A 21,432-nucleotide genomic window follows, 5' to 3' on the forward strand; every position below is an offset into this window, starting at 1 on the left:
CCCCCACGCGAATCAGCGCGCCAACCACTCGACGAGAGTTTTGTTGAACCGCCTTGGCTCTTCGATCTGCGGCGCATGCCCCATGCCTTCGAAGGTCACCAGTTCGCCGTGCGGAATGAGTTTCGCTACCTTTGGCCCAAGCGTCTTGTACTGGCCCAGCTGCGCCTTGACCTCGGGCGGGGCGATGTCACTGCCGATGGCGGTGGTGTCCTGGTCACCGATCACCAGCAAGGTCGGCATCTTCAGGTCACTGAACTCGTGGTACACCGGTTGGGTGAAGATCATGTCGTAGATCAGCGCCGAGTTCCACGCCACCGCTTCATGCCCCGGCCCCTTGTTCAGCCCTACCAGCATCTGCACCCAGCGCTCGTACTCGGGCTTCCAGCGCCCAGCGTAGTAGGTCTTGCGCTCATACTCACGCACACCTTCGGCGTCGAGCTTCAGTTCGCGGGCATACCACTGATCCACCGTGCGGTACGGAACGCCCAGCGCTTTCCAGTCCTCCAGGCCGATCGGGTTGACCATCGCCAGTCGCTCGACCTGCTGCGGGTACATCAACGCGTATCGGGTGGCAAGCATGCCACCGGTGGAGTGGCCGAGCACAATCACCTTCTGGATGCCCAAGTGTTCGAGCAGGGCATGGGTGTTGCTGGCCAGTTGCTGGAAGCTGTATTGGTAATGCGCCGGCTTGCTCGACGTGCAGAAGCCGATCTGGTCGGCGGCGATGACCCGATAGCCGGACTGGCTCAGGGCGTCGATGGTGGTTTCCCAAGTGGCCGAGCAGAAGTTCTTGCCGTGCATCAACAGCACGCTGCGGCCATTGGCCTGGCCTTTGGCAGGTACATCCATGTAGCCCATCTGCAGGGGCTGGCCCTGGGACTGGAAGTCGTAATGCTTGAGCGGGTGAGGGTAGCTGAAGCCTTCGAGTTGCTTGCCGTAGGTGGGCGTTTCGGCGGCGAGGGCCGGGGCGCCGACAAGGCAGGCCAAGGCCAGGGCGGTTGCGCGCAGCATGGGGGCACTCCGTGTAGGACCATGTAGGAATTGGCGACTGTAGCAGTCAGTGGACCACCATAAACGTTAAAGGTGTCACCAACTGTTAAACCAGCCGAGGGTAATCAGCGCCACGACGATGTAGCGCCCGCCCTTGGCCAGCGTCACCAGCAGCATGAAGCGCCAGAACGGCTCACGCATGATCCCGGCGATCAGGGTCAACGGATCGCCGATCACCGGCATCCAGCTGAGCAGCAGCGACCATTGCCCCCAGCGCTGGTGGCGCTGCTGGGCGCGTTCCAGCTGGGTGGCGCTGAACGGAAACCAGCGCCTGTCGCGCAGGTGTTCGATGGCCCGGCCCAATAGCCAATTGACCAGCGAGCCCAGCACATTGCCCGCCGTGGCGATCAGCAACAGGGTCAGCCAGGCCTCGGGCTGGCGCAGCAGCAGGCCCACCAGCACTGCCTCCGACTGCAGGGGCAGCAGGGTGGCGGCGCCGAAGGCGCTGAGGAACAGCGCCCAGAAGCTGAGCATCAGTAATTGGCGACCACAGTGTCCTGGCCATCCTGGGTTACGCCGATGACCTGGTAGGCGTCCTTGTGGTCACCCATCTCCATGCCTGGCGAGCCCATGGGCATGCCGGGCACGGCCAGGCCTTTGAGGTCGGCGCGCTTGGCCAGCAGGCGCACCTGTTCGGCCGGCACATGGCCTTCGACGAACTTGCCCTCGATCACCCCGGTGTGGCACGACGCCAGACGCGGCGCCACGCCCAGGCGCTGTTTCACAGCGCTCATGTTCGGTTCGACATGGTCGTTGACGGTGAAACCGTTGTCGCGCAGGTGGCTGATCCACTCCTTGCAGCAGCCGCAGTTGGGATCGCGGTAAACGTCGATGGTCTCGGCGGCCTGGGCCAGGCCGGTGATGGCCAGCAGGCCGAAGGTGAGCAGGTGTTTACGCAGCATGGTCGAACGACTCCTTTAAAAACGCAGGCGCACGCCTGCCACCAGGCGGGTCTGGGCGAGGTCTTCGCCGCGCTCCCGCGCCTGGTCGGCGCGATTGCCGTGCAGGCGGTCGAAGCTTACCCCGATATAGGGGGCGAAGCCGCGGGTGATTTCATAGCGCAGGCGCAGGCCGATTTTGCTGTCGGCCAGCCCTGCGCCTTGCTCGTGGCCAGCAGCATTGCGGCCGAAGAAATTGGCTTCGACGGTTGGCTCGAGGATCCAGCGGTTGGTCAGCAGCATAGCGTAAGCGGCTTCCAGGCGCAGCGCGGTCTGTTGTCGCTCGCCCGCGTAGGCGGTGGCTTCCAGCTCCAGGCCATACAGTGGCGTGCCTTGGATGCCAAAAGCCGCCCAGGTCTGGCCGCTGGCGGGCTTGAAGTCCTGGCGCACACCGCCGACCAGTTCCCACCAGGGGCTGATGGCATGGCCCCACAGCGCCTGCAGTTCAGCCTTGTGGGTCTTGCCCTGTTCGCGCTCGCCTTCGCTGCGCAGCCACAGGCGGTCGACATCGCCACCGATCCAGGCCGTGGCGTTCCAGTTCAGGGCGCTGCTGCTTTCAAAGTGCTGGTATTCCAGCTGGTCAACGATGACCGCCCAGTTGATGGCGCGATCATGCACCTGGTGGTTGGACGAGGACGTAGCGCCGGCCATGGCCCGCTCGCTGTTCAGCAGTGCCAGCAAGGCCAGGCTGGTGACGATGTGCTTGTTGATCTCATTCATCGACCCGTACCTCGCGGAACATCCCGGTCTCCATGTGGTAGAGCAGGTGGCAGTGATAGGCCCAGCGGCCCGGGGTATCGGCGCTGACCCGGTAGCTGCGCTGGCTGCCGGGCGGGATGTCGACGGTGTGCTTGCGCACCAGAAAGCGCCCATGTTCGTCTTCCAGGTCGCTCCACAGACCGTGCAGGTGGATGGGGTGGGTCATCATGGTGTCGTTGACCAGGGTGATGCGCACCCGCTCGCCGTAGGCCAGGCGCAGCGGCGCGGCATCACTGAATTTGATGCCGTCGAACGACCAGGCGAAGCGCTCCATGTGCCCGGTCAAGTGCAGCTCGATGTCCCGTGAGGGCTCGCGGCCGTCCGGGTCGGGGTAGGGGCTGCGCAGGTCGGCGTAGGTCAGCACCCGCCGGCCATTGCCACGCAGGCCGATGCCGGGGTCGTCCAGGTTGGCGCGCGGGGCCATGGTCTGCATGTCCACCAGCGGGTTGTCGGTTTCGCTGGCAGGGTGCTGCTGCATCGGCGCCATGGCCGAATGGTCCATGCCGGCCATGCTGCTGTGATCCATCCCGGCCATGCTGCTGTGGTCCATGCTCGCCATGGCGCCGTGGCCCATGTCGGCCATGCTCAGCACAGGGCGTGAGTCGACTTCCGGCACCGGTGCCTGCAACCCCACCGCGCGGGCCAGTGTGCCGCGGGCGTAGCCGCTGCGGTCCATGCTCTGGGCGAACAGGGTGTAGGCGGGCAGGTCGCCGACACTCACCAGCACGTCGTAGGTTTCGGCCACGGCGATACGCAGCTCGTCTACCGTCACGGGCGTCACCGGCAGGCCGTCGGCGGCGATCACCGTGAGCGCCAGGCCGGGAATGCGGAAATCGAAGTAAGTCATGGCCGAGGCATTGATCAACCGCAGGCGCACGGTTTCACCCGGCTGGAACAGGCAGGTGAAATTGCCGTCCGGTGGTTGGCCGTTGAGCAGGTAGGTATAGGTGGCGCCGCTGATGTCGGCGAGGTCGGTGGGGCTCATGCGCATGCGCGCCCAGGCCAGGCGCTCGTCAACGGTGTTGCTCCAGCCCTTTTGCGCGACGTCGTCGATGAAGTCGCCCAGCGTGCGCTTGTGGTAGTTGAAGGCATCGGACTGTTTCTTCAAGGTTGCCAGCAGCGCTTGAGGTGATTCATCCGACCAGTCGCTGAACAGCAGCACATGGTCACGCTGGTAGCGGTGCACCTCGGGTTCGCGCGGTTCGATGACGATCGCGCCGTAGACCCCGGCCTGTTCCTGCAACCCGGAATGGCTGTGGTACCAGTACGTGCCGCTCTGGCGCAGGGTGAAGCGGTAGAGGTAATCGCCACCGGGCGCAATGCCGGCGAAGCTTAGGCCGGGTACGCCGTCCATGTCGCTGGGCAAGAGGATGCCGTGCCAGTGGATCGAGGTGTCCTGCGCCAGCCGGTTGCGCACCCGCAGGGTCACCGTGTCGCCTTCGCGCCAGCGCAGCAGGGGGCCGGGCAGGCTGCCATTGACGGTCAGCGCCGTGCGCGGGCGGCCGGTGATGTTGACGGGCGTCTGGCCGATGTACAGCTCGAAGTGCTGGCCGGCCAGGGCGTGGCCATCGGCGGCATTGGCCAGCGGCCGCCACAGGCCCAGGCCCGCTAGCGTGGCAGCGGCGCCCAGGCCTTTGACGAAGGTACGGCGGGAAGTGGTGGGCAACATGGCGTGGCCTCTTGCGGGAGAACCACGATCGTCGCCTGTTGCGCCTGTCAGCCAGCTGAGGCGGGGATTACAGCCTCGTCAGGCAGCGCCGGTTGCTCGTGGCCGAGGTCGCGCATCAGCAAGCCGTAATCCAGCGAGACCTGCTCGGGAATCGGCAGGTACACCACATGGCCGTCGCCAGGCGCCACGTCGATGGCCTGCTGCTGGCGGTTGCACAGCTGGTGCAGGTCGAAGTGGTAGTTGCCCCGCGGGGTCATCAACTCCAGGTGGTCGCCCACGGCGAAACGGTTCTTCACCTTGACCTCGGCCAGGCCGTCCACCCGCGCACCGGTCAGCTCGCCGACGAATTGCTGGCGCTCGGAGAGCGAGTTTCCGCGCAGGTAGTTCTGGTATTCGTCATGCACATGCCGGCGCAGGAACCCTTCGGTGTAGCCGCGCTGGGCCAAGGACTCGAGGTTGTCCATCAGGGCCAAGTCGAACGGCCGCCCGGCCGCTGCATCGTCGATGGCCTGGCGGTACGACTGCACCGCGCGGGCGCAGTAGAAGTGCGACTTGGTGCGACCCTCGATCTTCAGCGAATGCACGCCCATGGCCGCCAGCCGTTCGACGTGCTGGATGGCGCGCAGGTCTTTGGCGTTCATGATGTAGGTGCCGTGCTCATCCTCGAAGGCGGGCAGTTCGGTGCCAGGGCGGTTGCTTTCCTGCAACAGGAACACCTGCTCGGTCGGCGCCCCCAGACCCAGGGTAGGCTGCACTTCGTGAACGATGTCGCCGGTGGCATTTTCGGTGGCCGGCGTGGCTTGGTATTTCCAGCGGCAGGCATTGGTGCAAGTGCCCTGGTTGGCGTCACGCTTGTTCAGATAGCCCGACAGCAGGCAACGGCCGGAATAGGCCATGCACAGGGCGCCATGAACGAACACCTCCAGCTCCATGTCCGGCACCTGCTGGCGAATTTCCTCGATTTCTTCCAGTGACAGCTCCCGGGACAGGATCACCCGGCTCAGGCCCAGACCCTGCCAGAACTGCACGCTGGCCCAGTTCACCGTATTGGCCTGCACCGACAGGTGCACGGGCATGTGCGGGAAGTGCTGACGCACCAGCATGATCAGGCCGGGGTCGGACATGATCAGAGCGTCGGGGGCCATCGCGACCACGGGCGCCAGGTCCTTGAGGAATGTCTTGAGCTTGGCATTGTGCGGCGCGATGTTGACCACCACGTAGAAACGCTTGCCCAGCGCATGCGCCTCGGCGATACCCAGGGCCAGGTTGGCGTGGTCGAATTCGTTGTTGCGTACCCGCAGGCTGTAGCGCGGCTGGCCGGCATAGACAGCGTCGGCGCCGTAGGCGAAGGCGTAGCGCATGGTCTTGAGCGTGCCGGCAGGAGCCAGCAGTTCGGGCTTGGCGATCGGGTTCATGGGCGCACCGGGGCAAAAGTCGCGGATCCTAGGGCGTGGCCGGGGGCAGCGTATTGATTTGAATCAAGGGTTGGGTGGCACTTTTCCCATGATGGCCTGCACTAATGTTGAGGACACTGAAGGAGCCGCCATGAAAGCAACCGCGCTGCAGAACAAAGCCCTGGCCGGACTTCTGGCCTTGGTCACCTTCGCCTTCCTGTTGATTCTGTTGCCGTACTATGGCGCGATCTTCTGGGCGGTGATCCTCGGCATCCTGTTCGCGCCGCTGCAACGCAACCTGCTGATACGTTTTGGCCGGCGCCGCAACCTCGCTGCTGCGACCACCCTGCTGGTGTGCCTGGTGGTGGCCATTCTGCCGGTCATCATCACCAGCGCGCTGCTGGTGCAGGAGGGGGCCAGTCTGTATCAGCGTATCGAGAGCGGGCAGCTGGACATCGCCGGTTACGTGCAGCGTGGCAAGGACATGCTGCCAGCCTTCGCCCAGCATGGCCTGGACAGCCTTGGCATGGGTAACCTGGAGGGCCTGCGCGACAAGATCACCAAGTGGGCCACGCAAGGCAGTCAGGTGCTGGCGACTCAGGCTTACAGTTTCGGCCAGGGGACGTTCGAGTTCCTGGTGAGCTTCGGCATCATGCTGTACTTGCTGTTCTTCTTTCTACGCGAGGGCCCCGAGGTGGCTCGCCAGGTGCGGCTTGCCGTGCCATTGCCCGAGCACCAGAAGCGCAAGCTGCAATTGAAGTTCAACCGGGTGGTGCGGGCCACGGTAAAAGGCAATGTGCTGGTGGCCATCACCCAGGGGGCGCTGGGTGGTTTGATCTTCTGGGTGCTGGACATCCCCAGCGCACTGGTCTGGGCGGTGCTGATGGCGTTCCTGTCACTGCTGCCAGCCGTGGGCGCCGGCATCATCTGGGCGCCAGTGGCGGCCTACTTTCTGCTGACTGGGGCGATGCTGCAGGGGATCATCCTGACGGCTTTTGGCGTGCTGGTGATCGGCCTGGTGGATAACGTGCTGCGGCCGATCCTGGTGGGCAAGGACACCCGGATGCCCGATTACATGATCCTGGTGTCTACCTTGGGTGGGCTGGCGGTGTTCGGGCTCAATGGGTTCGTGATCGGGCCCCTGATCGCGGCCTTGTTCATGTCTAGCTGGGCGATTTTTGCATCGACCAAGCCGCAGGTGCAGTTGCCTCAATAGGGCCGCTTCGCGCCCCAATCGCCGGCAAGCCGGCTCCCACAGGTACACCACAAGCTTTGAATGCTGTGGTGTACCTGTGGGAGCCGGCTTGCCGGCGATTGGGCCTGCATGGATCTAGCGGAAGCTGTAAGAAACCCCGGCATACACGGCAAACCCTTCCCCCGGCGTCGAGCGGGCGATGTCCTGCCCGGCATCGTCGTACCCCGGCGTCACCGTTGCCGCGTAGCGCTCGTTGGTCAGGTTGCGCAGGTCCAGCCAGGTCTGCCAGTCCTGTTTCGGTGAGTTCCAGCCCAGCCGCGCACCCAGCAGCGCATACGCATCGGCGTGGTAACTGTTGGCGTAGTCGACCTGCACCTTGGAAGCCATCTGTGTATTGACCCCGGCATAGAAGCCGCTCGGCCAGTCGTAGCGCAGCTCTGCCTGGTAGTAATGCATGGGAATGCCCGGCAGCCGGTTATCACCGAACCGGTCGTCGTCACGGTAATGGAAGTCGCTGAAGGTGTAGGCCTGGCGCAGGCTCAGCCTGCCGATACCTGAGTCTTCCCAGAGTGTGCTGTCCAGGCCTGCTTCAACGCCCTGGTGAACCGTGGGGCTGGCATTGAATTCCTTGGGCAGGGCGCCCGGCACGATCTCCACGGCCAGCAGTTCATGGCGAACCTGCGAGTAGTACCAAGCCAGGTCCCAGCGGCCCAGCACCGATTCCCCTCGCGCGCCGAGTTCCAGGGTAGTGGCGGTCTGGTTCTGCATCTCGATCGGCTGGGTGGCGACCGTTGAACTCCAGATCAGCGCCCAAGGGTGCGGCGGCTCCACGGAGCGGCTGAGGTTGCCATAGACCTGCAACTGCGGGCTGATGTCGTAACGCAAGCCCAGGCGGGGTGCATAGTCCCAGTCATGCTGGCTGACCTTGCCGCCGGTTTGCGGGTAGGTCACGTCACTTTCGCGGCGGGTGTAGATCATGGCCAGGCCGGTGGTCAGCCACAGGTCCGGGATCAGCTCCAGGTCGTTGCCGACGTGCAGCACGGTGTCCGAGCCCTGGTAGCTGAAATCGCGGCTGCGGGCGCCGAAGTTTTCGCCGCTGCTGCGGGCGAACTGCGAGGCGCCACTGTTGGGCAGGTGCTTGGTGGTGCGCCAGCCGACGGTGGTCTTGCTTTCATGGCCGAACAGCGTGTCGCGGCGCAGATAGTTCAGCGTGCCACTGACGTCGGTGTAGGCGACCTTCAGGCGCATCGGGCCTTCGCGCAGGTCCATCGGGTAGTCGTGATAGACCAGCCCGGCTTCCAGGCGCGCGTCGTCTTCCAGGTAGAAGGTGGTCTTGTTGCCGACCCAGGTGCTGCCCGGTTGCGGGCGACTGTCGTCCCGCGCCAGGTACGCCGGGTTGGCTGCGCGTGGGTCGTGCTTGATCTGTTGCTTGGTCAGGCGCCCGGCCAGGTCGTTCTCGGTTTCCCGGTAGCGCAGGTAGAAGCGCGTTTCCAGGTTGGGGTTGAAGCGGTAGCCGAGGTTGGCGGCGATGCCTTTGCCACTGCCGCTGCTGTGTTCCTGGTAGCCGTCGTATTCCGAGTCGGTCAGGGCCACGTAGTAGTCGAGGTCGCCCAGTACCTGGCCAGAGCTTACGTGCCGGTGCTGGTAGCCGTGGCTGCCAACCTCATAGCGCACCTGCAGCGGTGCGGCATCGTGGCCGGTGTGGGTCACGTAGTTGATCGCCCCACCCAAGGCCAGCGCGCCCTGGTCGAAACCATTGGCACCGCGCAGGACCTCGGCGCGGCTAAGCCACAGCGGCTCGAACAGCTCATAGGGGGTACCGCCCGGACCGGTCAGGGGCAGGCCGTCGAACATCGTGTACACGCCGGAGCCGTGCGCCCCCGGTGCGCGGTTGATGCCTGAACCACGGATCGACAGCTTGATGCCGTCGTTGCCCGCCGACTGGGCGAACACGCCGGGTTGATAGGCCAGCACATCCTGGTTGCTGGCAACCCGGCCTTGTTCAACGCGCTGCATGTCCACCAGGTTACTCGCGCCAGGTACCGACTGGAGGCGCTCACGGGCGTACTCCAGTTCGCTTTGCTCCTCTTCACTGATCAGCAGCTGGCCCAGTTCGACCGACGGGGCTGCCGTGGCTTGCGGGCCTACAGTGACAGCGGCCAAAAGACCAAGGCATGACGAAAGGGGCAAAACAGGACGCATCGTACAGCTCCAGACGAAGGGGTAGACAGGCAACGGCGTTGTGACGAGCGAAATGGCATTCAGAGCACGAGGAATTTCAATAAATCGCAAGCGACGTTGAAGGTGGTTTTGTAGGGCAGGGCTCTACAAGTCGTATGAATAGCTGCAATGGGCCTGTGCTTCGTAATGTGAGCTCCAGGGCGGCAGCACGGTTGGTTGTCGCAATTGGCCATGATTGAGGAGTTCGATGATGAAAACCAATGAGCGATCGATAACAAACTGCGCAGTCGATACGCCGATCCACCTCACCCCACGTGAACAGCAGGTACTGCTGTGGTGTGCCTATGGCAAGAGCTCCTGGGAGATCGGCCGGATCCTGCAATGCAAGGAGTCGACGGTCAACTTTCATGTGTCCAACATCCTGCGCAAGTTCGCCGTCCCCACCCGCATCGCGGCAGTGATCAAAGCCATTCGCTACGGCATGTTGGCCGAGGTCTGAGGAGGTGAGTATGTTGAGCGACATCCCGAATGACCTGCAGCTCGGCCCCGAGGGGTTTGTCAGCCATGCACGTTTTCCCGATTGCCATGATCCTTTCTGGCCGCGCATCGAGCTGAGTGTCCTGCGCGAGCGATTGCGGCTCGGCGCTGCCATCAGCGAAGCCCGTCTGGCACTGGCGGCACGCTGTGCCGCGATCGCCGCAGCCGAGGAGTTCGCGCGTTGGCGGTCTGCACTTCGGGCGCGTGGTCACAAACGCCTGGAAGACTTGGCGGGGCATGATCATGGACGCGCGTTGTCGGTCTGTTACCGGCGTTTCATCGAAGCCGCGGTGTTGCGCACACTGCATACCGAACGGGTTTGCAAAGCGTTACCCGAGGAGGTCGAGCATGGCCGAGGGCAATGAGCTACAGGCCGTTGCCGGTGCACTGTCCGAATTGCTGAGGTCGGAGGGCCGGGTGCTGTTGGGGGCGTTGCTTGGGGCCTTGTTGGTCAGTGCCGCACGGGACCGTTTGAACATCGTGTCGCGCAAGCGTCTGTCGACGCGCAAGCAATTGATGCTGATCTTTCTGACCTTGGGGGTCGGTTATCTTTTCGAACCCCTGCTGCAATCGCTGGCGCCCATGTTATCCCGCGGCATGGCCGCCTTTGTGGCGGCGGTGGTGGTGATCCCGATCACCCTCAAGGTTCTGGTCTGGCTGGATTCGGTGGACCTGCGCGAGCTCATCCAGCGTTGGCGCCGGCGCAGTTAGCGTTGAGTGCCTGCAGTTGTTGCTCCAGTTGCTGGATACGCTGCTTGTCTTCAATGTGCAGGAGAATGGCCTGGCGGTCTGCAGATGAAAGGCCTCGCAAGCGCTCAAGCACGTCGTTCTCCCAGGCATCGTTGGCCTGGGCTGGCGAGCGGTTGTGCGGCTCACCCAGTAACAGCCAATCGAGCGTGCACATATGTTTTCTGGCGACAAATACGCATAGCGAGTACGGAATGCTATCGCGGACCTTCCAACTGCTCAGTGTTTGAGGGCTGACATCGAGCGCCCTGGCCAGCTGAACATCAGTAGCTGAGCCGGTCAGTTGCTTTAGACGTGCCAGCACTGATGCAAGCGAGTGGCTACTCATGACAAATATCCATGGCTGGTTTAATGATATTCCTTGGGCTTAAACTACTCGATATGAATACTTTGCTTGCAATATAAGGAGAAATCTCGGCATGAGACGTAGTGTAATGAAAAAAACCGGTATTGACTTAGCCGATACTGATTCAACTTGTCGATCAGTCCTACAGCTTGTCCGTATGATTGGCATTAGCAGGTACTTGCCGTGAGTACCTATAAGCTGGTCTGCCCTCATTGCCAGAGTCGAATGCGTATCCGTACCAGCGAAGGGCGACATATTTTTCTGCGGATTGCCTACCTGCAGTGCACCAATGAAGCCTGCGGTTGGTCAGTGCGAGCTGAATTCGAAATGACTCACGAGCTGTCACCTAGCGGTATGCCCAATCCACAGGTGCATCTACCTTCCGCCAGTAGTGAGCTGCGCAATACCGCCTTGCAGCGTGGCGACGACACTCGCCATGGGGCGCCATTGCCAAAGGCTGCTCCCCGGCCTGTGTCACGCAGATAAAAAAACACCCCGCAGAGCGGGGTGTCTTTTTACTGGCTTGATCAACCGATCAGTTGCAGGCCTGCCTGCTGGACCATTTCCAGCAGCGGCTGCGGATAAATCCCCAGCACGAACGCGAGAATGGCGATGGCCAGCAGCATGACGCCACCGGTGCGCTGTTCCCATTTCAGCGGGGCGTCGTGGCGACGCAGGTTCGGCTCGACCAGGAACAGGGTGACCATGACGCGCAGGTAGTAGTACACGCCAATGGCGCTACCGATCACCAGGGCACCGACCAGCCACCACAGTTGCGACTCGACACCGGTGGCGATGATGTAGAACTTGCCGATGAAGCCGGCGGTCAGCGGGATACCCGCCAGCGACAGCATCATCACGGTCAGCACCGCGGTCAGGTACGGGCGGCGCCAGAACAGGCCGCGGTACTCGTACAGCGCATCGGCATCACGGCCGCCGTAAGGCGAGGACATCAGGGTGATGACTCCGAAAGCGCCGAGGCTGGTGATCACGTAGGTGACCAGGTACACGCCCATGGCTTCCAGGGCCAGGCCCTTGCTGGCGACCAGGGCGATCAGCAGGTAACCGAAGTGGGCGATGGACGAGTAACCGAGCAGACGCTTGAGGTTGCTCTGGGTCAGCGCCAGCAGGTTACCGATCAGGATCGAGGCGACCGCGATGACGGCCAGTACGGTGCTCAGCACGCCGCTGCTGGCAGCAGGGGAGAGCATGAACAGGCGCACGACCACGGCGAAGACCGCGACCTTGCTGGCGGTGGCCAGGAAGGCAGCGACCGGCGCCGGAGCGCCTTCGTACACGTCCGGGGTCCACAGGTGGAACGGTACCAGCGACAGCTTGAAGGCCAGGCCGACCAGCATCATGCCCAGGCCCAGCTGGGCCAGCAGGCTTGGCATGCTGGTAGTGGCCAGGGCCTTGCCGATCTGGTCGAAGCTCAGGCTGCCAGCGTCGGCGTACAGCAGGGCCATGCCGAACAGCAGGAAGGCCGAGCCTGCGGCCGACAGCACCATGTACTTGATGCCGGCTTCCAGCGAGCGCTTGTTGAAGAAGGCATACGCCACCAGACCGTAGACCGGTACCGACAGCAGCTCCAGGCCGATGAACAGGCCGGCCAGGTGGTTGGCGCTGACCAGCACCAGGCCACCGAGGGCCGACATCAGCAGCAGCAGGTACAGTTCTTCACGGTTGCCCGGGTAGCCCTTGGAGCCTTCGCCGAGGTAGGCGTGGGCGAGGGTGACGCAGGCCAGTGTGGCCACCAGGATGATCGCCATGTACAGGCAGGCGAACTTGTCGATGGTGATCAGCGGGGTGATCGCCAGCGGCGCGACTTTCAGCGCCGGCAGGATCGACAGCAGGGCCAGGTTCAGCCCCACGGTGGACAGCAGGAAGGTCTGCGAGTGGTTGCGCTTCCAGGCGATCGCCAGCATCACCACCACCGTGGTGATGGTGGTGATCAGCATCGGCGCCAATGCGATGAAGTGTTGAGTGGTGAATTCCATAGCGCTCTTACCGGGCCGAAGCGAGTTGAGTGAAAGCGGAACCGAGCCACTGCTGCACACCACTCATGGTGGCGGCAGAGGTGTCGAGGAACGGCTGCGGATACACGCCCAGCAGGATCAGCAGTACCGCCAGGCCCAGGACCATGATCATTTCGCGACCGTCCATGCCAGCCAGTACGCCTTCGGCCTTGGCCGGGCCGAAGTAGGCGCGGTGGATCATGATCAGCGAGTAGACCGAACCGAACACCAGGCCGGTGGTGGCGATGACGGTGATCCACGGCACGCTGGCGAAGCTGCCGATCAGGATCAGGAACTCGCCGACGAAGTTGCCGGTACCGGGCAGGCCCAGGGAGGCAGCGGCGAAGAACAGGCTGATGGCAGGCAGGTAGGCGATGCGGTGCCACAGGCCGCCCATCTGACGCATGTCACGGGTGTGCAGACGCTCGTACAGCTGGCCGGACAGGATGAACAGCGCGGCGGCCGACAGGCCGTGGGCCAGCATCTGGATCACCGCGCCTTGCAGGGCCTGCTGGCTGCCGGAGTAGATACCGATCAGCACGAAGCCCATGTGCGAGACGCTGGAGAAGGCGATCAGGCGCTTGATGTCGGTTTGCGCGAAGGCCAGGAAGGCACCGTAGAAGATACCGATCAGGCCCAGGGCCATGGCGAACGGCGCGAACTCGGCCGAAGCGTTCGGGAACAGCGGCAGGGCGAAGCGCAGCAGGCCGTAGGCGGCAGTCTTCAGCAAGATACCCGCCAGGTCCACGGAACCTGCGGTCGGTGCCTGGGCGTGAGCGTCAGGCAGCCAGGAGTGGAACGGTACGACCGGCAGCTTCACCGCGAAGGCAATGAAGAAGCCCAGCATCAGCACGTACTCGACGCCGGCTGGCAGCTCGGCCTTGAGCAGGTCGCTGTAGTTGAAGGTCAGCACGCCGGTGGTGTTGTAGTTGACCAGCACCAGGCCAAGGATCGCCACCAGCATGATCAGGCCGCTGGCCTGAGTGAAGATGAAGAACTTGGTGGCGGCGTAAATCCGGGTCTTCTTGCCGTCTGCCGAGCTGTGACCCCAGAGCGCGATGAGGAAATACATCGGCACCAGCATCATTTCCCAGAAGAAGAAGAACAGGAACAGGTCCAGGGCCAGGAACACACCGACCACGCCGCCGAGGATCCACATCAGGTTGAGGTGGAAGAAGCCGACGTGGCGCTGGATCTCTTTCCAGGAGCACAGTACCGACAGCACACCGAGCAGGCCGGTGAGCAGGATCATCAACAGCGACAGGCCGTCCAGGGCCAGGTGGATGCTGATGCCGAAGCGCTTGATCCACTGGACTTTGTATTCCAGGGCCCAGGCAGGTTCGGCGCCCGGTGCAGGGGCCAGGGTGTAGTCGCCGGTGCCCCACAGCCACAGGCCGATGCCGAGCAGCAGGGACATGGTCAGCAGTGCGATCCAGCGTGGCAGAGTGGCGCCGAAGCGCTCACCCAGCCAGCACAGGAAGCCGCCGATGAAGGGGATCAGGATCAGCCAAGGCAAAATCATGACGGGTTGGTTTCCTTTGGCAAAGTCGCAAGATTCATAGTCATACCGCGGCCACTACCACGGCACCGATGACCAGCACGGCACCGACGGCGATCGAGGCGGTGTACCAGCGCAGCTGGCCAGTCTCGGTCTTGCTCATGGCGACGTGGCCGCCGCGAGCCATCCGAGGGATCAGGCCGATGCTGCGGTCAACCGGGTCCTTGCGCAGGATGTGGCTGATCAGCAGGTAAGGTTTGACGAAGAGCTTGTCGTAGATCCAGTCGAAGCCCCAGGCGGCGAACCACCAGGCCGACAGGACGCGGCCGATGCCGCTGTTGGCGATGGCCGAAACCAGGCGACGCTTGCCCAGGAACAGCACCGCGGCCAGCAGGATACCGGCGATGGCGATGGCGCCCGAGGTGATTTCCAGCGCGTGTTTGGCTTCGCCACCGGCGTGGCCGGCGCTTTCAGGCAGCACACCTGCCAGCGGCGGATGGATCCAGGCGCCAACGAAGGTCGACAGCACGATCAGCACGCCCAGTGGCAGCCAGTGGCTGATGCCGTGGCCGGCGTGGGCTTCGGTCTTGGCTTCGCCGTGGAAGGCGATGAAGATCAGGCGGAAGGTGTACAGCGAGGTCATGAAAGCACCGACCAGGCCGGCGTACAGCAGGCCGCTGTTGCCGCTGGCGAAGGCTTCCCAGAGGATTTCGTCCTTGGAGTAGAAGCCCACGGTCACGATCGGCAGGGCAGCCAGGGCAGCACCACCGACCACGAAGCTGGCGTAGGCCAGCGGCAGTTTCTTCCACAGGCCGCCCATCTTGAAGATGTTCTGCTCGTGGTGGCAGGCAACGATCACCGCACCGGAGGCAAGGAACAGCAGGGCCTTGAAGAAGGCGTGGGTCATCAGGTGGAAGATCGCCGCGTCCCAGGCACCCACGCCCAGGGCCAGGAACATGTAGCCGATCTGGCTCATGGTCGAGTAGGCGAGGATACGCTTGATGTCGGTCTGAACCAGGGCAGCGAAGCCGGCCAGGACCAGGGTCACGCCGCCGACGACGCCTACCAGGTGCAGGATGTCCGGCGCCAGCAGGAACAGGCCGTTGGTACGGGCGATCAGGTAGACGCCCGCGGTCACCATGGTTGCCGCGTGGATCAGTGCCGAAACCGGGGTCGGGCCCGCCATGGCGTCGGCCAGCCAGGTCTGCAGCGGCAGCTGGGCCGATTTACCGACCGCGCCACCCAGCAGCATCAGGGTCGCCAGCTCCATCCAGAAATCGCCAGCCTGGAACTTCTGCGGTGCCAGCACCAGCAGTTCCTGCACGTTCAGGGTACCCAGCTGGGCGAACAGGATGAACAGGCCGATGGCCATGAACACGTCGCCGATACGGGTGACGATGAAGGCCTTGAGTGCGGCGTTACCGTTGTTGCGGTTGCTGTAGTAGAAACCGATCAACAGGTACGAGCACAGGCCCACGCCTTCCCAACCGAAGTAGATGAACAGCAGGTTGTCGCCCAGCACCAGGAACAGCATGCTGGCGATGAACAGGTTGGTGTACGCGAAGAAGCGCGAGTAACCCGCTTCGCCACGCATGTACCAGGAAGCGAACAGGTGGATCAGGAAGCCGACACCGGTCACCACGCCGAGCATGGTGACCGACAGGCCATCCACGTACAGGGTGAAGTTCGGCGCGAAGCCGTCCACCGACATCCACTGCCACAGCAGCTGGCTGTACGCGCCGCCTTCAGGCGGGGCGACGTTGAACTGCCAGATCACGTAGGCGGCCACGGCCGCCGAAAGGCCGACCGAACCGACGCCGATCAGCGCGGACAGGTTCTCCGAGAACCGCCCGCGCGAGAACGACAGCAGCAGGAAGCCGATCAGGGGGAAGACGAAAGTCAGGAAGATAAGGTTCATCCGCGCATCTCACTGGCAGCATCGATGTCGAGAGTGTGGAAGCGGCGATACAGCTGCAGCAGGATTGCCAGGCCAATACTGGCCTCGGCGGCTGCCAGGCTGATCACCAGAATGAACATCACCTGGCCGTCGGGTTGAACCCAACGGGCACCGGCGACGATGAACGCCAGGGCAGAGGCGTTCATCATGACTTCCAGGCTCATGAGCACGAAGAGGATGTTGCGGCGGACCATCAGGCCAACCAGACCTAAGCAGAACAGGATGCCGGCGACCGCCAGACCATGCTCGAGAGGGATAGCACCCATGATTTACTCCTTCGCCTCGTTGCGGCCCAGGTGGAAGGCGGTGACGGCCGCGGCAAGCAGCAGCATCGAAGCCAGTTCGACCACCAGCAGGTAAGGGCCGAACAGGCTGACGCCCACGGCCTTGGCGTCCACGGTGGTACCGCTGATGCCCGCGCCGCTCGGGGCGACGAACAGGACGTACAGCAGCTCCAGCAGCAGCAGCGCGCCGAGGATCACCGGCCCCGCCCAGATACCGGGCTTGAGCCAGCCCCGTTCCTGGGCGACCGAAGCCGGCCCGAGGTTGAGCATCATCACCACGAACACGAACAGCACCATGATGGCGCCGGCGTAGGCGATCACTTCCAGGGCGCCGGCGAACGGCGCACCCAGGGCGAAGAAGATCATGGCCACGGAGATCAGCGAAATGATCAGGTAGAGCAGGGCGTGCACAGGGTTGGTGCCGGTGACCACCCGAAGGGTGGAAACCACGGCGATCCCGGATGCGAAGTAGAAAGCGAATTCCATCTTTCTGTCCTTATGGGAGCAAGCTCTTCACGTTGATCGGCTCGGCTTCGTTCTGTGCAGAGCCCTTCGGCTTGCCAGCGATCGCCATACCCGCAACACGGTAGAAGTTGTAGTCAGGGTTCTTGCCGGGGCCGGAGATCAGCAGATCTTCTTTCTCGTACACCAGGTCCTGACGCTTGAACTCGGCCATTTCGAAATCCGGCGTCAGCTGGATCGCGGTGGTCGGGCACGCTTCTTCACACAGGCCGCAGAAAATGCAACGCGAGAAGTTGATGCGGAAGAACTCCGGGTACCAACGACCGTCCTCGGTCTCGGCCTTCTGCAGCGAGATGCAGCCAACCGGGCAGGCCACCGCGCAGAGGTTGCACGCTACGCAGCGCTCCTCGCCATCGGGGTCGCGGGTGAGGACGATGCGGCCGCGGTAGCGCGGCGGCAGGTACACGGGTTCTTCGGGGTACTGCAGGGTGTCGCGCTTGCGGAACCCGTGGGAGAACACCATTGCCAGGCTGCGCAGCTGGGTGCCGGTGCCCTTAACGATGTCGCCGATATACTTGAACATGGGTCAAATCCTCACTGGGCCGCGACGGCTGGCGTGTTGTAGAGCACGAGCGCAGCGGTCACCAGCAAATTGATCAGGGTCAGCGGCAGGCAGAACTTCCAGCTGAAGTCCATCACCTGGTCATAGCGTGGGCGCGGGATCGAGGCGCGCAGCAGGATGAACAGCATGATGAAGAACGCGGTCTTCAGCGCGAACCACAGGAACGGTACCTGAGGCAGCAGGCCGAACGGACCGTGCCAGCCACCGAAGAACAGGGTCACCAGCAGCGCCGAGATGAGGATGATGCCGATGTACTCACCGACGAAGAACATGCCCCATTTCATGCCGGCATACTCGATGTGGTAGCCGTCGGCCAGTTCCTGTTCCGCTTCCGGCTGGTCGAACGGGTGACGGTGAGTCACGGCGACGCCAGCGATGAAGAAGGTGCAGAAGCCGAAGAACTGCGGAATGATGAACCACAGGTTCTGCGCCTGGTATTCAACGATGTCGCGCATGTTGAACGAACCCACCTGCACCACCACGCCCATCAGCGCCAGGCCCAGGAACACTTCGTACGACACGGTCTGTGCCGAAGCCCGCAGGCTGCCGAGCAGGGCGTACTTGTTGTTCGACGACCAACCGGCGAACAGTACGGCGTACACCGAAAGCCCCGCCATGGCGAAGAAGAACAGCAGACCGATGTTCAGGTCGGCGACGCCCCACAGCGGGGTGATCGGGATGATGCTGAAGGCGATCAGCAGGGCACTCATGGCCACGACCGGCGCCAGGGTGAAGATCATGCGGTCGACGAAGGGTGGGTTCCAGTCTTCCTTGAAGAACATCTTCAGCATGTCGGCAGCAATCTGGAACATGCCGAACGGGCCGACACGGTTTGGACCGTAACGGTCCTGCCACCAGCCCAGCAGGCGGCGCTCGACGAAGCTGAGCAGCGCGCCGCAGACCACCACCGCGAGCAGGACCACGATGGCCCGGACCACGGTGAGGATCACATCGATCACTTCGGGGGTGAACCAGCTCATTGTGCTGCCTCCTGCAGACCTTCGACGGATGCACCGAAGATGGCAGGCGGAATGCCAGCCAGGCCTTTCGGCAGCGCAACCAGGCCAGCGCCCAGTTCTTCATTGATACGCAGCGGCAGGCGCAGCGACACACCGGCGACGTTCAAGCTCAGCAGGGCACCTTCGTTGACGCCCAGGCGGTCGGCTTCGGACTTGGCCAGGGCCACGTAGGCGGCCGGAATGCGCTCTTGTACCGGCGCGGCGCGCGAGGAGCTTTCTTCGCTGCCGAACAGGTGGAAGAACGGTACCGCGGTCCAGCTGCCACGGGCCGGGTTGAAGGCACCCGGAATGGCGTTGAACCAGTTCAGGCGATCGCCTTGCGATTCGATCAGGCGCACGCCTGGGTCACCGGCACGCAGGTGGCCACCGACCTCGTCCTGGAACTTGTTCCAGGCTTGCGGCGAGTTCCAGCCCGGCGACCAGGCGAACGGCACCTGCTGGCGCGGCTCGACGGAGCCCGAGTAGCCTTCCATGGAGAAGGCGAACGCGGTGTCCTTGTCTTGCGGGGTACGTGGCTCGTGCACGCTGATGTTGGCGCGCATGGCGGTACGGCCGGAGTAGCGCAGCGGCTCACGGGCCAGCTTCATGCCCTTGATGCGGAACGCGGCGGAAGGCGCTGCGCCAACGATGCCGGCCAGTTGCGGCGCGGCTTCGGCGCAGGCGCTGGTGACGTGATCCAGCTGGGTCCAGTCGACCGGCTTGTTCAGCAGGGTGGCACGCAGGGCGTGCATCCAGCGCCAGCCTTCGTGGATCAGGATGCTGCTGTCCAGGTACTGCGGGTCGAACACCTGGAAGAAGCGCTGGGCACGGCCTTCCTGGCTGACCAGGGTGCCGTCGCCTTCGGCGAAGGAGGCGGCTGGCAGCACCAGGTGGGCGCGGTCGAGGGTCGCAGTCTTGGAGTGGTCGGCAACGATCACCACCTTGGCTGCAGCCAGGGCCGCGTCGACCTTGGCGGCCGGTACGCGGGCGTACAGGTCGTTCTCCAGTACCACGATGGCATCGGCCTTGCCGCTGATGACTGCATCCAGTGCGGCATCGACGGACTCGCCACCCATCATGGCCAGGCCCAGGCTGTTGGCCTCAGGCACGACCAGGCTCAGCGAGCCGTTCTTCTCGCGCAGCTTCAGGGCCTTGGCGATGTTGGCGGCGGCTTCGATCAGGGCCGGGTCGGCCAGGGAAGTACCGGCGATGACCAGCGGGCGCTTGGCAGCGACCAGGGCGTCGGCGATGCGTTGGGCCAGGGCTTGTGCTTCCTGGTCCAGGCCGGCCACTGCTGGCGCGCTCGGGTCGATGGCGTGGGCCACGGCGAAACCGATGCGGGCAAGGTCCGCAGGTGCTGCGTGCACGCATTCTTCGGCAACGTCGTCCAGCTTGGTTTCGGCCAGCGATGCGATGAACAGCGGGTACAGCGCGTGCTGGCCGATGTTCTTCACCGCGGCGTCGAGCCAAGGCTGCACTTTCATGGCCTCGGCCATGGCTTCGGCCTTGCCTTTGGTGGCCTGGCGCACGGCCAGGGCGACGCGGGCAGCGGTCTGGGTCAGGTCTTCACCGAGCACGAACACGGCGTCGTGGTCTTCGATGTCGCGCAGGGTCGGCACAGGCAGCGGGCTGTTGTTCAGCACGTTGAGGACCAGGCGCACGCGGGCCAGTTCGCCGGCTTCCATACCGGAGTAGAAGTAGTCGGCACCGACCAGTTCACGCAGGCCGTAGTTGCTTTCCAGGCTGGCGCGCGGCGAGCCGATACCGACGATGGTGCGACCGCGCAGCAGGTCGGCGGCCTTGTCCAGGGCGCCGTCCAGGCTCAGCTTGGTGCCATCGGCGAGGAACGGCTGGCGTGGACGATCCTTGCGGTTGACGTAGCCGTAGCCGAAGCGGCCACGGTCGCACAGGAAGTACTGGTTGACCGAGCCGTTGAAGCGGTTCTCGATCCGGCGCAGTTCGCCGTAGCGCTCGCCCGGGCTGATGTTGCAGCCGCTGGAGCAACCGTGGCAGATGCTCGGGGCGAACTGCATGTCCCACTTGCGGTTGTAGCGCTCGGAGTGGGTCTTGTCGGTGAACACGCCGGTCGGGCAGACCTCGGTCAGGTTGCCGGAGAACTCGCTCTCCAGCACGCCGTCTTCAACGCGGCCGAAGTACACGTTGTCGTGGGCACCGTATACGCCCAGGTCAGTACCACCGGCGTAGTCTTTGTAGTAACGCACGCAGCGGTAGCAGGCGATGCAGCGGTTCATCTCGTGGGCGATGAACGGGCCGAGGTCCTGGTTCTGGTGGGTACGCTTGGTGAAACGGTAGCGGCGCTCGTTGTGGCCGGTCATTACCGTCATGTCCTGCAGGTGGCAGTGACCGCCTTCCTCGCACACGGGGCAGTCGTGCGGGTGGTTGGTCATCAGCCATTCGACGACGCTGGCGCGGAACGCCTTGGACTCGTCATCGTCGATGGAAATCCAGGTGCCGTCGGAGGCAGGGGTCATGCAGGACATGACGATACGACCACGGGTGTCGTTCTCGTCGGTGTACTGCTTGACTGCACACTGCCGGCAAGCGCCAACGCTACCAAGCGCCGGGTGCCAGCAGAAATAAGGGATGTCGAGGCCGAGCGACAGACACGCCTGTAACAGGTTGTCTGCACCGTTGACTTCGAGCGCTTTGCCGTCTACGTGGATAGTGGCCATTGTTCAAAGTTCTTCGTTGGCCCGCGTGAGCGGGCGTGGCTAATGGAAATCGGTGAGCCTGCGGCCCGCCACGAATCGTTCGGGCCG

General features: G+C 63.6%; 21 protein-coding genes. 5 read left to right on the forward strand and 16 right to left on the reverse strand.

The genetic code is table 11. The features are described 5' to 3' along the window. Positions 1–12 precede the first annotated feature (12 nt). From ACIPZB_RS25695 to yegQ, 6 genes are all read right to left on the reverse strand, one after another. Complete coding sequence (locus ACIPZB_RS25695; RefSeq protein WP_400643265.1) at positions 13–1,011, reverse strand: alpha/beta fold hydrolase; 999 nt, start codon at positions 1,009–1,011, stop codon at positions 13–15. Positions 1,012–1,086: 75 nt separating this feature from the next. Beyond that, positions 1,087–1,524: a YqaA family protein gene (locus ACIPZB_RS25700; RefSeq protein ID WP_400643266.1), complete on the reverse strand. Its 438-nt coding sequence runs from the start codon at positions 1,522–1,524 to the stop codon at positions 1,087–1,089. Further along, positions 1,524–1,952, reverse strand: coding sequence for a DUF411 domain-containing protein (locus ACIPZB_RS25705; protein WP_400643267.1), 429 nt, complete (start codon positions 1,950–1,952; stop codon positions 1,524–1,526). Before ACIPZB_RS25705 ends, ACIPZB_RS25700 begins: the two co-directional genes overlap by 1 nt. A 15-nt stretch (positions 1,953–1,967) precedes the next feature. Continuing rightward, complete coding sequence (locus ACIPZB_RS25710) at positions 1,968–2,708, reverse strand: copper resistance protein B (protein WP_400643268.1); 741 nt, start codon at positions 2,706–2,708, stop codon at positions 1,968–1,970. Beyond that, the gene (locus tag ACIPZB_RS25715; RefSeq protein ID WP_400643269.1) at positions 2,701–4,416 is read right to left on the reverse strand and encodes a copper resistance system multicopper oxidase; all 1,716 of its coding nucleotides are present in this window, start codon (positions 4,414–4,416) and stop codon (positions 2,701–2,703) included. The genes ACIPZB_RS25710 and ACIPZB_RS25715 overlap by 8 nt, the downstream gene beginning before the upstream one ends. A gap of 47 nt (positions 4,417–4,463) precedes the next feature. Further along, a complete protein-coding gene (yegQ, locus tag ACIPZB_RS25720; RefSeq protein ID WP_400643270.1) occupies positions 4,464–5,831 on the reverse strand; it encodes a tRNA 5-hydroxyuridine modification protein YegQ in 1,368 nt (455 codons plus the stop codon). Between the two features lie 130 nt (positions 5,832–5,961). On the opposite strand from yegQ, the gene ACIPZB_RS25725 reads away from it, so the two are divergent. Then, positions 5,962–7,026 (forward strand): AI-2E family transporter, encoded by a 1,065-nt coding sequence (locus ACIPZB_RS25725; RefSeq protein ID WP_400643271.1) that lies wholly within the window; start codon positions 5,962–5,964, stop codon positions 7,024–7,026. Positions 7,027–7,140: 114 nt separating this feature from the next. Here ACIPZB_RS25725 and ACIPZB_RS25730 read toward each other — a convergent pair whose 3' ends face one another. Next, positions 7,141–9,207, reverse strand: a complete 2,067-nt coding sequence (locus ACIPZB_RS25730; RefSeq protein WP_400643272.1) for a TonB-dependent receptor family protein — start codon at positions 9,205–9,207, stop codon at positions 7,141–7,143. A gap of 229 nt (positions 9,208–9,436) precedes the next feature. On the opposite strand from ACIPZB_RS25730, the gene ACIPZB_RS25735 reads away from it, so the two are divergent. From ACIPZB_RS25735 to ACIPZB_RS25745, 3 genes are read left to right on the forward strand one after another with little or no spacing between them, the layout of a single operon-like run. Next, entirely contained in the window at positions 9,437–9,685 is a 249-nt protein-coding gene (locus tag ACIPZB_RS25735; protein WP_008096212.1) for a response regulator transcription factor, read from the forward strand. A 10-nt stretch (positions 9,686–9,695) separates the two neighbouring features. Further along, the gene (locus tag ACIPZB_RS25740; RefSeq protein WP_400643273.1) at positions 9,696–10,088 is read left to right on the forward strand and encodes a head completion/stabilization protein; all 393 of its coding nucleotides are present in this window, start codon (positions 9,696–9,698) and stop codon (positions 10,086–10,088) included. Then, positions 10,072–10,434: a hypothetical protein gene (locus ACIPZB_RS25745; protein ID WP_400643274.1), complete on the forward strand. Its 363-nt coding sequence runs from the start codon at positions 10,072–10,074 to the stop codon at positions 10,432–10,434. The genes ACIPZB_RS25740 and ACIPZB_RS25745 overlap by 17 nt, the downstream gene beginning before the upstream one ends. On the opposite strand, the gene ACIPZB_RS25750 is transcribed toward ACIPZB_RS25745, so the two are convergent. After that, a complete protein-coding gene (locus ACIPZB_RS25750; RefSeq protein WP_400643275.1) occupies positions 10,406–10,798 on the reverse strand; it encodes a helix-turn-helix domain-containing protein in 393 nt (130 codons plus the stop codon). The genes ACIPZB_RS25745 and ACIPZB_RS25750 overlap by 29 nt on opposite strands. 201 nt (positions 10,799–10,999) lie before the next feature. On the opposite strand from ACIPZB_RS25750, the gene ACIPZB_RS25755 reads away from it, so the two are divergent. Next, positions 11,000–11,302, forward strand: coding sequence for an ogr/Delta-like zinc finger family protein (locus tag ACIPZB_RS25755; protein ID WP_400643276.1), 303 nt, complete (start codon positions 11,000–11,002; stop codon positions 11,300–11,302). 41 nt (positions 11,303–11,343) lie between these two features. Here ACIPZB_RS25755 and nuoN read toward each other — a convergent pair whose 3' ends face one another. From nuoN to nuoG, 8 genes are read right to left on the reverse strand one after another with little or no spacing between them, the layout of a single operon-like run. Continuing rightward, positions 11,344–12,813: an NADH-quinone oxidoreductase subunit NuoN gene (gene nuoN / locus ACIPZB_RS25760; protein WP_400643277.1), complete on the reverse strand. Its 1,470-nt coding sequence runs from the start codon at positions 12,811–12,813 to the stop codon at positions 11,344–11,346. A gap of 7 nt (positions 12,814–12,820) precedes the next feature. Continuing rightward, the gene (gene nuoM, locus ACIPZB_RS25765; protein WP_008096206.1) at positions 12,821–14,353 is read right to left on the reverse strand and encodes an NADH-quinone oxidoreductase subunit M; all 1,533 of its coding nucleotides are present in this window, start codon (positions 14,351–14,353) and stop codon (positions 12,821–12,823) included. Positions 14,354–14,393: 40 nt separating this feature from the next. Next, complete coding sequence (nuoL, locus tag ACIPZB_RS25770; protein WP_008096203.1) at positions 14,394–16,247, reverse strand: NADH-quinone oxidoreductase subunit L; 1,854 nt, start codon at positions 16,245–16,247, stop codon at positions 14,394–14,396. Beyond that, positions 16,244–16,552 (reverse strand): NADH-quinone oxidoreductase subunit NuoK, encoded by a 309-nt coding sequence (gene nuoK, locus ACIPZB_RS25775; RefSeq protein ID WP_008096201.1) that lies wholly within the window; start codon positions 16,550–16,552, stop codon positions 16,244–16,246. Before nuoK ends, nuoL begins: the two co-directional genes overlap by 4 nt. 3 nt (positions 16,553–16,555) lie before the next feature. Further along, entirely contained in the window at positions 16,556–17,056 is a 501-nt protein-coding gene (gene nuoJ / locus ACIPZB_RS25780) for an NADH-quinone oxidoreductase subunit J (protein ID WP_400643278.1), read from the reverse strand. Between the two features lie 10 nt (positions 17,057–17,066). Then, positions 17,067–17,615, reverse strand: coding sequence for an NADH-quinone oxidoreductase subunit NuoI (gene nuoI, locus ACIPZB_RS25785; protein WP_003251442.1), 549 nt, complete (start codon positions 17,613–17,615; stop codon positions 17,067–17,069). An 11-nt stretch (positions 17,616–17,626) separates the two neighbouring features. Further along, a complete protein-coding gene (gene nuoH, locus ACIPZB_RS25790; RefSeq protein WP_008096190.1) occupies positions 17,627–18,634 on the reverse strand; it encodes an NADH-quinone oxidoreductase subunit NuoH in 1,008 nt (335 codons plus the stop codon). Then, complete coding sequence (gene nuoG / locus ACIPZB_RS25795) at positions 18,631–21,345, reverse strand: NADH-quinone oxidoreductase subunit NuoG (RefSeq protein ID WP_400643279.1); 2,715 nt, start codon at positions 21,343–21,345, stop codon at positions 18,631–18,633. The genes nuoH and nuoG overlap by 4 nt, the downstream gene beginning before the upstream one ends. Positions 21,346–21,432 lie beyond the last annotated feature (87 nt).

The sequence above is a fragment of the Pseudomonas sp. NPDC089396 genome (genome assembly GCF_044749545.1).
Taxonomy (GTDB): domain Bacteria; phylum Pseudomonadota; class Gammaproteobacteria; order Pseudomonadales; family Pseudomonadaceae; genus Aquipseudomonas.

What these genes read in the sequence shown, in the direction of transcription:
- ACIPZB_RS25695 (WP_400643265.1), bottom strand. Translation starts at nt 1,011, where the DNA reads ATGCTGCGCGCAACCGCCCTGGCCTTGGCCTGCCTTGTCGGCGCCCCG.
- ACIPZB_RS25700 (WP_400643266.1), bottom strand. Translation starts at nt 1,524, where the DNA reads ATGCTCAGCTTCTGGGCGCTGTTCCTCAGCGCCTTCGGCGCCGCCACC.
- ACIPZB_RS25705 (WP_400643267.1), bottom strand. Translation starts at nt 1,952, where the DNA reads ATGCTGCGTAAACACCTGCTCACCTTCGGCCTGCTGGCCATCACCGGC.
- ACIPZB_RS25710 (WP_400643268.1), bottom strand. Translation starts at nt 2,708, where the DNA reads ATGAATGAGATCAACAAGCACATCGTCACCAGCCTGGCCTTGCTGGCA.
- ACIPZB_RS25715 (WP_400643269.1), bottom strand. Translation starts at nt 4,416, where the DNA reads ATGTTGCCCACCACTTCCCGCCGTACCTTCGTCAAAGGCCTGGGCGCC.
- yegQ (WP_400643270.1), bottom strand. Translation starts at nt 5,831, where the DNA reads ATGAACCCGATCGCCAAGCCCGAACTGCTGGCTCCTGCCGGCACGCTC.
- ACIPZB_RS25725 (WP_400643271.1), top strand. Translation starts at nt 5,962, where the DNA reads ATGAAAGCAACCGCGCTGCAGAACAAAGCCCTGGCCGGACTTCTGGCC.
- ACIPZB_RS25730 (WP_400643272.1), bottom strand. Translation starts at nt 9,207, where the DNA reads ATGCGTCCTGTTTTGCCCCTTTCGTCATGCCTTGGTCTTTTGGCCGCT.
- ACIPZB_RS25735 (WP_008096212.1), top strand. Translation starts at nt 9,437, where the DNA reads ATGAAAACCAATGAGCGATCGATAACAAACTGCGCAGTCGATACGCCG.
- ACIPZB_RS25740 (WP_400643273.1), top strand. Translation starts at nt 9,696, where the DNA reads ATGTTGAGCGACATCCCGAATGACCTGCAGCTCGGCCCCGAGGGGTTT.
- ACIPZB_RS25745 (WP_400643274.1), top strand. Translation starts at nt 10,072, where the DNA reads ATGGCCGAGGGCAATGAGCTACAGGCCGTTGCCGGTGCACTGTCCGAA.
- ACIPZB_RS25750 (WP_400643275.1), bottom strand. Translation starts at nt 10,798, where the DNA reads ATGAGTAGCCACTCGCTTGCATCAGTGCTGGCACGTCTAAAGCAACTG.
- nuoN (WP_400643277.1), bottom strand. Translation starts at nt 12,813, where the DNA reads ATGGAATTCACCACTCAACACTTCATCGCATTGGCGCCGATGCTGATC.
- nuoM (WP_008096206.1), bottom strand. Translation starts at nt 14,353, where the DNA reads ATGATTTTGCCTTGGCTGATCCTGATCCCCTTCATCGGCGGCTTCCTG.
- nuoL (WP_008096203.1), bottom strand. Translation starts at nt 16,247, where the DNA reads ATGAACCTTATCTTCCTGACTTTCGTCTTCCCCCTGATCGGCTTCCTG.
- nuoK (WP_008096201.1), bottom strand. Translation starts at nt 16,552, where the DNA reads ATGGGTGCTATCCCTCTCGAGCATGGTCTGGCGGTCGCCGGCATCCTG.
- nuoJ (WP_400643278.1), bottom strand. Translation starts at nt 17,056, where the DNA reads ATGGAATTCGCTTTCTACTTCGCATCCGGGATCGCCGTGGTTTCCACC.
- nuoI (WP_003251442.1), bottom strand. Translation starts at nt 17,615, where the DNA reads ATGTTCAAGTATATCGGCGACATCGTTAAGGGCACCGGCACCCAGCTG.
- nuoH (WP_008096190.1), bottom strand. Translation starts at nt 18,634, where the DNA reads ATGAGCTGGTTCACCCCCGAAGTGATCGATGTGATCCTCACCGTGGTC.
- nuoG (WP_400643279.1), bottom strand. Translation starts at nt 21,345, where the DNA reads ATGGCCACTATCCACGTAGACGGCAAAGCGCTCGAAGTCAACGGTGCA.